This is a genomic window from Rossellomorea sp. LjRoot5, from assembly GCF_964253455.1.
In the GTDB taxonomy this organism is placed as follows: Bacteria; Bacillota; Bacilli; order Bacillales; family Bacillaceae_B; genus Rossellomorea.
Window position 1 is genome coordinate 4,346,270 of the sequence record NZ_CAXUQN020000001.1, and the last position, 12,762, is coordinate 4,359,031.

Genomic DNA, 12,762 nt, shown 5'->3' on the forward strand with positions numbered 1-12,762 from the left:
TAGTATTTATACTTTATAAAAGCGAATAAATCAATTATTCACCTTTATTTTTTTTGATGATTTCTTCTGAAATCGATTTAGGTACTTCTTCGTAGTGATCGAAGTGCATGGAGTATGTTCCGCGCCCTTGTGTATTAGAACGAAGGGAAGTTGCATATCCAAACATTTCTGATAGAGGTACGAACGCTTTAACGACTTGAGCGTTACCGCGTGCTTCCATACCTTCTACGCGTCCACGACGGGAAGTAACGTCACCCATGATATCTCCAAGGTATTCCTCAGGGATAACAACCTCAACTTTCATCATCGGCTCAAGGATGACCGGCTTACATTTAGAAGCAGCATTCTTAAGGGCCATTGATGCAGCGATTTTGAACGCCATCTCAGAGGAGTCGACGTCATGGTATGAACCATCGAATAATCTTGCTTTAACATCAACAAGTGGGAAACCAGCTAAGACACCATTTTCTAAAGCGTCAGTTAGACCGGCTTGTACAGCAGGGATGTATTCACGAGGAACTACACCACCGACGATACCGTTCTCGAATTCGAATCCTTTACCTTCTTCGTTAGGTGAGAATTCGATCCAAACGTGTCCGAATTGTCCACGTCCACCAGATTGACGGGCGAACTTACCTTCAACTTTAGCCGTATCACGGAAAGTCTCACGGTAAGATACTTGAGGAGCACCTACGTTTGCTTCTACTTTGAATTCACGTCTCATACGGTCAACGATGATATCTAAGTGAAGCTCACCCATACCCGCGATGATAACCTGTCCAGTTTCCTGGTCAGTGTGAGCGCGGAATGTTGGATCTTCCTCTTGAAGTTTTTGAAGAGCAGTCGTCATTTTATCTTGGTCAGCCTTTGATTTAGGCTCAACAGATAGAGAGATAACCGGCTCTGGGAATACCATGGATTCTAAGATAACAAGGCTCTTTTCATCACATAGTGTATCTCCAGTACTTGTATCCTTCAGACCAACTGCTGCTGCAATGTCCCCAGCGTAAACAGTGGAGATCTCTTCACGGGAGTTAGCGTGCATTTGCAGGATACGTCCTACGCGTTCACGTTTACCTTTAGAAGAGTTTCTTACATATGAACCAGAATCTAATGTTCCTGAGTACACACGGAAGAATGTTAATTTACCAACATAAGGGTCAGTTGCAACCTTGAACGCTAAAGCAGAGAATGGTGCATCGTCTGTTGAAGGACGAGTAACTTCTTCTTCTGAATCAGGAACAAAACCTTTGATATCTTCAACATCTGTTGGTGCTGGAAGATAATCGATAACTGAGTCAATTAGTAATTGAACCCCTTTGTTTTTGAAGGCAGACCCACAGACTACTGGATAGAACTCTACAGTTAGAGTTGCTGTACGGATAGCTGCTTTAAGCTCATCGTTTGTAAGCTCTTCACCTTCTAAGTACTTCATCATAAGCTCTTCATCAAGTTCAGATACCGCTTCAATTAGTTTTCCGCGGTATTCTTCAGCTTGATCTTTGTACTCTTCAGGAATGTCACGAGCTTCTGCGCGAGTTCCAAGGTCATCTTCATAGAAGTAAGCTTTCATTTCTACTAAGTCGATGATTCCTTCGAAGTCATCCTCAGCACCGATTGGAAGCTGAACAGGATGTGCATTAGCTTGTAGACGCTCATGTAGTGTACCTACAGAGTAAAGGAAGTCAGCACCGATTTTGTCCATTTTGTTAACGAACACAACACGGGGAACCCCGTAAGTTGTTGCTTGGCGCCATACAGTTTCAGTTTGAGGCTCAACACCAGATTGAGCATCAAGTACTGCTACTGCACCATCAAGTACACGCAGGGAACGTTCAACTTCAACAGTGAAGTCTACGTGACCCGGTGTATCGATGATGTTGATACGATGGCCTTTCCATTGGGCTGTTGTCGCAGCAGAAGTGATAGTGATACCACGTTCCTGCTCTTGCTCCATCCAGTCCATTTGAGAAGCACCTTCGTGAGTTTCTCCGATTTTATGGATACGACCTGTATAAAATAGGATACGCTCAGTTGCAGTTGTTTTACCGGCATCGATGTGAGCCATGATACCGATATTACGAGTGTTTTCTAAGGAGAACTCTCTAGGCATGCGGTCTTTCTCCTTCCTTATAAAAGAATGATTTGTTTGATTAAGGTCAGATTACCAACGATAGTGAGCAAACGCTTTGTTCGCTTCAGCCATCTTGTGTGTATCTTCACGCTTCTTGACAGAAGCTCCAGTGTTGTTAGCTGCATCAAGGATTTCGTTAGCTAAACGCTCTTCCATTGTCTTCTCACCGCGAAGACGAGAGTAGTTTACTAACCAACGAAGACCTAATGTAGTACGACGCTCTGGACGCACCTCTACAGGTACTTGATAGTTTGAACCACCTACACGACGAGCTTTTACTTCCAATACCGGCATGATATTTTTTAAAGCTGCATCGAATACTTCCATTGCATCTTTACCTGAACGCTCGCTAATGATATCAAACGCTGCGTATAATTTCTTTTGAGCTTTACCTCTTTTACCGTCAATCATGATTTTATTGATTAAACGAGTAACTAGTTTAGAATTGTACATTGGATCAGGTAAAACGTCTCTTTTTGCTACAGGACCTTTACGTGGCATGTGATTTCCTCCTTTCAACGAGAAATGAATTTATAGTAGTTTGATTATTTTTTAGCTGCTTTAGGGCGCTTAGTTCCGTATTTAGAACGTCCTTGCATACGGCCGTCAACTCCAGCTGTATCAAGCGCACCACGTACGATGTGATAACGTACTCCCGGTAAATCCTTTACACGTCCTCCACGGATAAGAACAACACTGTGCTCTTGAAGGTTGTGCCCGATACCAGGAATGTAAGCAGTAACCTCGATTCCATTCGTTAAACGAACACGTGCATATTTACGTAGCGCCGAGTTCGGTTTCTTTGGAGTCATTGTACCAACACGAGTACATACACCACGTTTTTGTGGAGAAGACAAGTTCGTGTGCACCTTCTTAAAGCTGTTATAACCTTTGTTAAGAGCTGGTGACTTTGATTTAGTTGATTTTGACTGACGAGGCTTGCGAACTAATTGGTTAATAGTTGGCATTTTGTTTTCCTCCCTTCTTATTTGGTAAGCCCACACATCCAGGTGGTTCTTTTTTGGGTAAAAGTAAAGTTTTTGTAGATCCTTCTACAAAAACTATTTTACTGTATAATCGCAACAGCTGCTGCTCCAACATCTATTCCGCACGATTTTCCAAGTTTCTTCATCGAATCCACTTTGTTAACCGGTACATTAAGATCAATCGCGGCCTGAACTACTTTTGCTGTAACCTTGGGATCAGCATCCTCCGCAATTACAACTTCGAGTACATGACCTGTTTTTAGAGCTTTCACTGCTTGCTTTGTTCCTACAATAATTTCTTTAGCCTGCGCTACTTTTTCATAAGACATTTCATATCCTCCAAAGTAACAGGTTATTAATAGGAGCAACCTTGAATATATTATCATCTTAAAAACTCTATGTCAACATAGATTTGAAAGATTTATAAAAGCTAACTCTTAAGACTGATGTTTGAGCAATCAAACCTGCCTAAGAGTTAGCCTAAATAGATTACTCTACTGTTACTGTTTCTTCACTAGTATCTTCTGCTAATACCGGTTCTGCCTTGCGGTAACGTTCCATACCTGTTCCAGCTGGAACCAGTTTACCAATGATTACATTTTCTTTCAATCCAAGTAACTCATCACGTTTTCCTTTAATCGCAGCATCCGTCAACACACGAGTTGTCTCCTGGAATGATGCTGCGGACAAGAAGGAATCCGTTTCAAGCGAAGCTTTCGTAATTCCAAGCAGTACAGGGCGTCCTGTTGCCGGAAGTTTGCCGCCGAACAATGCTTTCTCATTCGCATCTCTGAATTGGTGGATATCCATAAGAGTACCTGGTAGTACTTCGGATTCACCAGCGTCGATAACACGAACTTTACGCATCATTTGACGAACCATGACTTCAACGTGTTTGTCGCCGATTTCAACCCCTTGCATACGGTATACCTTTTGTACTTCGCGCAGCAAATATTCTTGAACGGCTGATACATCACGAACTTTAAGAAGTTCTTTAGGATCAATTGAACCTTCAGTGATTTCCTGACCGCGTATGACTTTATCGTTCACAGCGAACTTCAGGCGCGCTGTGTAAGGAGCTGTGTAACTTCTCGTTTCCACGTCACCTTGTACGGTAATTTCATACTGGCGATCTTTTCCTTCACTGATGGACGTGATTACACCATCGATTTCAGAAATGACCGCTTGACCTTTAGGGTTACGCGCTTCGAATATCTCTTGGATACGAGGCAAACCTTGAGTGATATCGTCTCCTGCAACCCCACCAGTATGGAACGTACGCATCGTTAACTGAGTGCCCGGTTCCCCGATGGATTGTGCAGCGATGATACCAACAGCTTCCCCGACTTCGACTTTTTGACCTGTTGCAAGGTTCGTTCCGTAACATTTTTCACATACACCGTGTCTTGTGTTACATGTGAAGGCAGAACGGATCGAAACATGTTCGACACCAGCATCAATGATAGTCTTAGCCAAGTCTTCTGTGATCAGCTGATTTTCTATAATGATGATTTCATCTGTCTCAGGGTGACGTAACGTCTTACGTGAGTAACGACCGAGTAAACGTTCTTCAAGAGGTTCGATGATTTCCGTACCCTCTTTAATGGAGCCTACGAGTAGGCCTCTGTCCGTTCCGCAGTCTTCTTCACGAACGATCACATCCTGGGCCACATCAACAAGTCGACGTGTCAGATATCCTGAGTCAGCTGTTTTCAGTGCCGTATCGGCAAGACCTTTACGGGCACCATGGGTAGAGATGAAGTACTCAAGAACCGTCAGACCTTCACGGAAACTTGATTTGATCGGTAACTCAATGATACGACCAGCCGGGTTGGCCATCAGTCCACGCATACCTGCAAGCTGAGTGAAGTTGGATGCATTACCACGGGCACCTGAGTCACTCATCATGAAGATCGGGTTACGTTTATCCAGTGTCGCCATTAACTTACCTTGAATCGTATCTTTCGCAGCACTCCAGATGGAAATAACGCGATCGTATCTTTCATCCTCTGTAATGAGACCACGTTTGAATTGTTTCAATACGTTGTCTACTTTACTTTGCGCTTCGATCAAGATCTTTTCTTTTTCCGCTAGTACGACGATATCTGCGATACCAACCGTAATACCGGCTTTTGTAGAATATTTGAATCCAAGGTCCTTCATCTTATCAAGCATACGAGACGTTTCCGTGATGGCAAACTTCTTGAACACTTCCGCGATGATATTTCCTAAGAAACCTTTTTTGAACGGATTGATTAACTCACGGCTTTGGAATACTTCCTTAACGTTTGTTGACGGATCAACAAAGTAGTTCTCAGGAGTCGCAACTTCCAAGTTCGTTCTTGTTGGTTCGTTAATGAACGGGAATGTATCCGGCAAGATTTCGTTGAAGATTACTTTACCAACCGTTGTTAATAATAGTTGTTTGTTTTGCTTCTCGGTGAACGTTTGATTGTTGATGGTGCTTGCATGAATCGCAATACGGGTATGCAAGTGTACATAACCATTTTGATAAGCAAGGATGACTTCATTTGCATCATTGAAGATCATACCTTCACCAACAGCATTTTCACGTTCAAGTGTCAGGTAATAGTTACCTAATACCATATCCTGGGACGGAGTAACAACCGGTTTACCGTCTTTCGGATTTAGAATGTTTTGGGCAGCAAGCATCAGCATGCGCGCTTCAGCTTGAGCTTCAGAAGATAGTGGTACGTGAACCGCCATTTGGTCACCATCAAAATCCGCATTGTATGCTGTACATACAAGTGGGTGAAGACGGATCGCTCTACCTTCGACAAGTGTAGGTTCAAATGCTTGAATCCCTAGTCTGTGAAGAGTAGGTGCACGGTTTAACAGTACCGGATGTTCTTTGATGACGCCTTCTAATACATCCCAGACTTCCGGCTGGACGCGTTCAATCTTGCGTTTGGCACTCTTGATGTTGTGAGCCAATCCTTTTTCGACGAGTTCTTTCATGACGAATGGTTTGAATAACTCAAGAGCCATTTCCTTAGGAAGACCACATTGGTACATCTTAAGGTTAGGTCCAACTACGATTACAGAACGGCCGGAATAGTCAACACGTTTACCAAGAAGGTTCTGACGGAAACGACCTTGCTTCCCTTTAAGCATATGTGAAAGGGATTTTAATGGACGGTTACCCGGTCCAGTAACTGGACGGCCGCGACGACCATTATCAATTAAAGCATCCACCGCTTCTTGTAGCATACGCTTCTCATTTTGAACGATGATGCTTGGAGCACCAAGGTCCAATAAACGCTTAAGACGGTTATTACGATTAATAACACGACGATAAAGATCATTTAAGTCAGAAGTCGCAAAGCGTCCACCGTCAAGTTGAACCATCGGGCGAAGCTCCGGAGGAATGACAGGAAGGACATCAAGGATCATCCAGTCCGGATCATTCCCTGAGTTTCTGAAAGATTCCACAACTTCCAAACGCTTGATTGCACGGGTACGGCGTTGACCTTGAGCTGTTTTCAGTTCTTCCTTCAAGAAATCAGCTTCTTTATCCAGGTCAATGTCCTGCAGAAGCTTTTTAATTGCTTCCGCTCCCATTGCAGCTTGGAATTTCACTCCGTACTTCTCACGGTATGCACGGTATTCTTTTTCAGAAAGAAGTTGCTTTCTTTCAAGAGCCGTGTCACCTGGCTCTGTTACAACATAGGAAGCGAAGTAAATGACTTCTTCCAAAGCACGCGGAGACATGTCTAAAACAAGACCCATACGGCTTGGGATTCCTTTGAAGTACCAGATGTGAGATACAGGGGCAGCAAGTTCAATGTGACCCATACGTTCACGACGAACTTTAGCCTTTGTTACTTCGACACCACAGCGGTCACAAACGACGCCTTTATAGCGGACACGCTTGTATTTACCACAGTGACATTCCCAGTCCTTCGTAGGACCGAAGATACGTTCACAGAACAAACCATCTTTTTCTGGTTTTAACGTACGATAGTTAATGGTTTCGGGCTTTTTAACTTCCCCGAAAGACCACGAACGGATCTTATCGGGGGAAGCTAAACCAATTTTCATATACTCAAAATTATTTACATCTAGCAAGGGGCCTACCTCCCTTTTAATCTACAGGCTCTAACCCTAATTGCTCTAAATTTATTCTTTAGACCCTACTGTCTCGGATTCCTGTGCTTTAGATTCAGAGATATTTAGCGTGTCTGCTTGTTGTACTTCTTCTTCATCCTCTAAGTCGCGCATTTCGATTTCTTCTTCGTTACTAGAGAGGATCTTAACATCCATACCTAAACTTTGAAGCTCTTTGATCAGAACTTTGAATGATTCCGGAACGCCAGGTTCAGGAACGTTTTCACCCTTGACGATGGCTTCGTATGTTTTCACACGACCCACTACGTCATCGGACTTAACTGTTAGAATTTCTTGTAGAGTGTAAGCAGCACCGTAAGCTTCAAGTGCCCATACCTCCATCTCACCGAAACGCTGTCCACCGAATTGAGCTTTACCACCGAGTGGCTGTTGCGTAACAAGTGAGTAAGGACCGGTTGAACGTGCGTGAAGTTTGTCATCAACCATGTGTGCAAGTTTGATCATATACATGATACCAACTGATACACGGTTATCAAACGGTTCACCCGTTCTACCATCGTAAAGAACGGTTTTGGCATCGCGTGCCATACCTGCTTCTTCAATTGTTGCCCATACATCTTCCTCACGCGCTCCATCAAATACTGGTGAAGCGACATGAATACCGAGGTATCTTGCTGCCATTCCCAAGTGAAGCTCCAGCACCTGACCGATATTCATACGTGATGGTACCCCTAGTGGGTTAAGCATGATATCAATCGGTGTGCCGTCTGGTAAGAACGGCATGTCTTCTTCAGGAAGGATTCTTGAGATAACACCTTTGTTACCGTGACGACCAGCCATTTTGTCACCTTCAGAAATCTTACGTTTCTGAACGATGTATACACGTACAAGCTGGTTTACACCTGGTGGTAATTCATCCCCATCTTCACGGTTGAAGACTTTCACATCAAGGATGATTCCGCCGCCGCCGTGTGGCACGCGAAGGGATGTATCCCGGACTTCACGGGCCTTCTCACCGAAGATTGCATGAAGTAGACGCTCTTCAGCAGTCAGCTCTGTTACACCCTTAGGCGTTACTTTACCAACAAGCAGGTCGCCATCTTTAACTTCAGCACCTATGCGGATGATTCCACGTTCATCAAGATTGCGAAGTGCATCTTCACCAACGTTAGGAATATCACGAGTGATTTCTTCAGGTCCCAATTTCGTATCACGGGACTCAGACTCATATTCTTCAATATGAATAGAAGTATAGACATCGTCTTTTACAAGACGCTCACTCATGATGATCGCATCTTCATAGTTGTAACCGTCCCAAGTCATGAATCCAACCATGACGTTACGTCCTAAGGCGAGTTCACCTTTCTCCATGGAAGGACCATCAGCAAGGATCTCGCCTTTCACTACACGGTCACCTTCACTTACGATCGGACGCTGGTTGTAACATGTACCCTGGTTGGAACGGATGAATTTCTGCATACGATACTTATCGAGGTCACCTCTTACTTCCTGACCATCGATTTCTTTCACACGACGCACCCAAACTTGTTTCGCTTCAACTTTTTCCACGATACCTTCGTATTTACAGATCACGGCTGCACCGGAGTCTTTCGCAGATACGTGTTCCATACCTGTTCCGACGATCGGTGATTCCGGATTCATCAAAGGTACTGCTTGACGCTGCATGTTCGCTCCCATTAGAGCACGGTTGGAGTCATCGTTTTCTAAGAATGGAATACATGCTGTCGCAGCTGATACTACTTGTTTAGGAGATACATCCATGTAGTCGAGACGTTCACGCTTGATGACCGTGTTCTCACCGCGGAAACGGGAGATGACTTCTTCATCAAGAAATGCGCCGTCATCTCCAAGACGTGCGTTCGCCTGTGCCACTACATAGTTATCTTCTTCGTCTGCTGTCAAGTAATCGATACGATCGGTTACTTTTCCGGTATCGGGATCGACGCGACGATACGGCGTTTCAATAAAGCCGAATTTATTCACTTTCGCAAAGGAGGAAAGTGAGTTGATCAGTCCGATGTTCGGACCCTCAGGTGTTTCAATCGGACACATACGACCATAGTGGGAATAATGGACGTCACGTACTTCGAATCCAGCACGTTCACGCGTTAATCCACCAGGCCCTAAAGCAGAAAGACGACGTTTGTGCGTTAATTCTGCAAGGGGATTCGTTTGATCCATGAATTGAGACAATTGAGAGCTTCCAAAGAACTCTTTAATGGATGCAATAACAGGACGGATGTTGATCAGTTGTTGAGGCGTGATCGTGTTCGTGTCCTGAATCGACATTCTTTCACGGACCACACGTTCCATACGTGATAAACCGATACGGAATTGGTTCTGAAGCAATTCACCAACCGAACGTAAACGACGGTTACCTAAATGGTCAATATCATCTGTCAGTCCTACTCCATGTAATAAGTTAAAGAAGTAAGAAATGGAAGAGATGATATCTGCAGGTGTAATGTACTTAACCTCTTCTTCAACATACGCATTGCTGATTACGTTGATTTCAAAATCTCCCTCTTCGGTAGGAGAATAGATTTTGATAGATTGAAGAACTACGTCTTCTTCTAATACGCCGCCGGACTGTTGGTAGTTTTTGAAACCAATGCCGTTTTCTAAATAAGGGATGACCTTATCCAGGGCGCGACGGTCAAGAATCGTGCCTTTCTCTGCAAGAATCTCGCCCGTTTCCGGATCTGCTAGAGTTTCTGCTAGAGTCTGACCGAATAAACGATTCTTAATGTGTAGCTTTTTGTTCATTTTGTAACGTCCAACGTTTGCTAAGTCATAACGCTTAGGATCAAAGAAACGAGAAACGAGTAAACTTTTAGCATTTTCTACTGTAGGAGGCTCTCCTGGACGCAGACGCTCATAAATCTCAAGCAATGCCTTGTCGATACCTTCCGTGTTGTCTTTCTCGAGCGTGTTACGAATGTACTCATTATCACCGATCAAATCGATGATTTCTTGATCAGAGCCAAACCCAAGGGCACGTAAAAGAACCGTTACCGGTAGTTTGCGAGTTCGATCAATTCGCACATATACAACATCTTTTGCATCTGTTTCATACTCAAGCCAAGCTCCGCGGTTTGGTATAACGGTAGCAGTAAACCCTTTCTTTCCGTTTTTATCTACTTTTCCGCTAAAGTAAACACTAGGTGAACGTACTAGCTGAGATACGATAACGCGCTCAGCACCATTGATGACAAAAGTACCTGTCTCTGTCATTAATGGGAAATCACCCATAAATACGTCTTGATCTTTTACTTCTCCTGTTTCCTTGTTCACAAGACGGACTTTTACTCTAAGCGGTGCAGAGTAAGTAACATCTCTTTCCTTTGATTCTTCCACCGAGTACTTTGGCTCTCCCAGACTATAATCAATAAATTCCAAAGAGAGATTACCAGTGAAGTCCTCAATCGGAGAAATGTCACGGAACATTTCTCTTAACCCCTCATCAAGAAACCATTGATACGAGGAAGTTTGAATTTCGATTAAATTCGGTAATTCTAAAACTTCACTGATACGCGCAAAACTTCTGCGTTGGCGGTGTCGTCCATACTGAACTAGTTGACCTGTCAACTGATTCACCCCTCAAATCAAGCGTTTTGGTTGTGTCTATATGCCTTAAAGTAGGATTACTACTCTACACAAGACAAAAAGAAAAAGGGTTTTAATGATAAAACCTCATTTTCAAATGACGAACTATTATTTTATAATCTTTTCCAATTTATCCAATGTGTATACATATGGACATAATACCGGAAATTAATATTTTTGCATTTTATAATGTTATCATAGCAGATAAGCTACGTCAACGGATTTCTTTTACAGATTTCAATACATAGTATCCCTTTTTTCTCACGACGACTTCTACGTTTGAAAAGATTTTTTCCATTTTATCCATGGCAGAGGGAGCACCTTGCTTCTTTTGAATAACGACCCACAATTCTCCACGTTCCACCAGATGTTCGTAACTGTTCTCGAGAATCGAATGAACCGTTTCTTTTCCTGCTCGTATCGGAGGGTTCGTTAAAATAGCGGCAAATCCCTTTTCAACGACATTTGTATATCGGTCACTTTGATAGACTTTAACGTTTTGAACTTTATTTTCCCCAGCATTTTCTTTCGCTAAAGATAGAGCCCTCTCGTTTACATCGATCATATGGACCGTCCGATCACTAAGATCTTTAGCCAAGGATAATCCAACCGGGCCATAACCGCAGCCGACATCAAGTAAAGGTCCCTTAACATCAGGTACTTCAAACGTTTCAATCAAGGCTCTTGAACCAAAGTCGACTTCCTTTTTTGAGAAGACGCCCTGGTCTGTCTTAAAACGGAATGTCTGTCCCCTTAATTCAAAGGCAATCATCCCTGGGTTACTTTCCACATCCGGGTTACGGGAATAATAGTGATTGGTCATTATATCATCTCCATCCATTGATAGATCCCGCCTGGTACCATCTTTTCCAAAATAGAGCAGAGATAGATGCCAGACAAGAAAAAAGCCCGCCAAATATAGCGAGCTTTTCATCTATACAATCATTACTTAACTTCTACGCCAGCTCCAACTTCTTCAAGTTTAGCTTTAAGTTCTTCAGCTTCCTCTTTAGCAATACCTTCTTTAAGAGCTTTAGGAGTGTTATCAACCATTTCTTTCGCTTCTTTAAGGCCAAGACCTGTGATTTCACGAACAACTTTGATAACCTTGATTTTTTGAGCTCCAGCGCTCTCAAGAATTAGGTCGAATTCAGTTTGTTCTGCAGCAGCGTCAGCGCCACCAGCAGCAGCAGCTACAGGTGCAGCAGCAGTTACTCCGAATTCTTCTTCGATTGCTTTAACTAGATCATTTAATTCAAGAACTGACATTTCTTTAATCGCGTCAATGATTTGCTCTTTACTCATTTTAAATTTCCTCCTTGTGATGTTTGCTTAATTTTTTTATTTAAACGACTTGCTTTAGCTTACGCGCCTTGCTCTTCTTTTTGATCTGCAACGGCTTTTGTTGCCAACGCAAAGTTGCGCATTGGTGCTTGAAGCACGCTGAGTAGCATAGAAAGAAGTCCTTCGCGGTTTGGAAGTTCAGCGATTGCTTTAACATCCTCAACTGAAGTGATTGTTCCTTCGATGACACCCGTCTTGATTTCAAGTGCTTCGTGTTCTTTAGCAAAGCTGTTAAGAATCTTTGCAGGTGCAACTACTTCTTCTGTACTGAACGCAATTGCGTTAGGACCAGTTAAGAATTCGTTTAACCCTTCAAGACCAGCTTCTTCTGCCGCACGACGTACCATAGTGTTTTTGTACACTTTGAACTCGATGCCAGCTTCACGAAGTTGTTTACGAAGCTCAGTTAGTTCCGAAACGTCTAGGCCACGGTAATCTACAACGATTGTAGATACACTGTTTTTTAGCTTGTCAGAGATTTCTCCAACGATGTGTTTCTTTTGATCTAGAATGCTGCTCATCATTACACCTCCTGTAGATTGACTGATGAACATTTATACCGTCATCCAATAAAAAATGCCC

At 43.2% G+C, this 12,762-nt stretch carries 9 protein-coding genes and 1 other annotated feature (1 of these 10 running past the window's edge); all 9 genes read right to left on the minus strand.

The features are described 5' to 3' along the window. Positions 1 to 34 precede the first annotated feature (34 nt). Entirely contained in the window at positions 35 to 2,113 is a 2,079-nt protein-coding gene (gene fusA / locus ACSQ2E_RS22290; protein WP_435994213.1) for an elongation factor G, read from the minus strand. A gap of 51 nt (positions 2,114 to 2,164) precedes the next feature. Next, positions 2,165 to 2,635, minus strand: coding sequence for a 30S ribosomal protein S7 (rpsG, locus tag ACSQ2E_RS22295; protein WP_034765993.1), 471 nt, complete (start codon positions 2,633 to 2,635; stop codon positions 2,165 to 2,167). A 44-nt stretch (positions 2,636 to 2,679) separates the two neighbouring features. Beyond that, the gene (gene rpsL / locus ACSQ2E_RS22300) at positions 2,680 to 3,102 is read right to left on the minus strand and encodes a 30S ribosomal protein S12 (protein ID WP_034765995.1); all 423 of its coding nucleotides are present in this window, start codon (positions 3,100 to 3,102) and stop codon (positions 2,680 to 2,682) included. Between the two features lie 98 nt (positions 3,103 to 3,200). Beyond that, complete coding sequence (locus tag ACSQ2E_RS22305) at positions 3,201 to 3,449, minus strand: 50S ribosomal protein L7ae-like protein (RefSeq protein ID WP_034765997.1); 249 nt, start codon at positions 3,447 to 3,449, stop codon at positions 3,201 to 3,203. A 160-nt stretch (positions 3,450 to 3,609) separates the two neighbouring features. Then, a complete protein-coding gene (gene rpoC, locus ACSQ2E_RS22310) occupies positions 3,610 to 7,209 on the minus strand; it encodes a DNA-directed RNA polymerase subunit beta' (protein WP_435994216.1) in 3,600 nt (1,199 codons plus the stop codon). Positions 7,210 to 7,260: 51 nt separating this feature from the next. Then, positions 7,261 to 10,818 carry a DNA-directed RNA polymerase subunit beta gene (rpoB, locus tag ACSQ2E_RS22315; RefSeq protein WP_435994218.1) on the minus strand — a complete coding sequence of 1,186 codons (3,558 nt, stop codon included), beginning with the start codon at positions 10,816 to 10,818 and terminating at the stop codon, positions 7,261 to 7,263. A 232-nt stretch (positions 10,819 to 11,050) separates the two neighbouring features. Further along, positions 11,051 to 11,659, minus strand: coding sequence for a class I SAM-dependent methyltransferase (locus ACSQ2E_RS22320; RefSeq protein ID WP_435994220.1), 609 nt, complete (start codon positions 11,657 to 11,659; stop codon positions 11,051 to 11,053). 122 nt (positions 11,660 to 11,781) lie between these two features. Further along, entirely contained in the window at positions 11,782 to 12,141 is a 360-nt protein-coding gene (rplL, locus tag ACSQ2E_RS22325; protein WP_060674138.1) for a 50S ribosomal protein L7/L12, read from the minus strand. A 59-nt stretch (positions 12,142 to 12,200) separates the two neighbouring features. Beyond that, on the minus strand, positions 12,201 to 12,701 hold the full coding sequence (rplJ, locus tag ACSQ2E_RS22330; RefSeq protein WP_060674140.1) for a 50S ribosomal protein L10: 501 nt from the start codon (positions 12,699 to 12,701) through the stop codon (positions 12,201 to 12,203). 42 nt (positions 12,702 to 12,743) lie between these two features. Further along, positions 12,744 to 12,762, minus strand: a sequence feature (ribosomal protein L10 leader region); it runs 126 nt beyond the window's last position.

What these genes read in the sequence shown, in the direction of transcription:
- rpsG (WP_034765993.1), bottom strand. Translation starts at nt 2,635, where the DNA reads ATGCCACGTAAAGGTCCTGTAGCAAAAAGAGACGTTTTACCTGATCCA.
- rpsL (WP_034765995.1), bottom strand. Translation starts at nt 3,102, where the DNA reads ATGCCAACTATTAACCAATTAGTTCGCAAGCCTCGTCAGTCAAAATCA.
- rplL (WP_060674138.1), bottom strand. Translation starts at nt 12,141, where the DNA reads ATGAGTAAAGAGCAAATCATTGACGCGATTAAAGAAATGTCAGTTCTT.
- ACSQ2E_RS22305 (WP_034765997.1), bottom strand. Translation starts at nt 3,449, where the DNA reads ATGTCTTATGAAAAAGTAGCGCAGGCTAAAGAAATTATTGTAGGAACA.
- fusA (WP_435994213.1), bottom strand. Translation starts at nt 2,113, where the DNA reads ATGCCTAGAGAGTTCTCCTTAGAAAACACTCGTAATATCGGTATCATG.
- rplJ (WP_060674140.1), bottom strand. Translation starts at nt 12,701, where the DNA reads ATGAGCAGCATTCTAGATCAAAAGAAACACATCGTTGGAGAAATCTCT.
- ACSQ2E_RS22320 (WP_435994220.1), bottom strand. Translation starts at nt 11,659, where the DNA reads ATGACCAATCACTATTATTCCCGTAACCCGGATGTGGAAAGTAACCCA.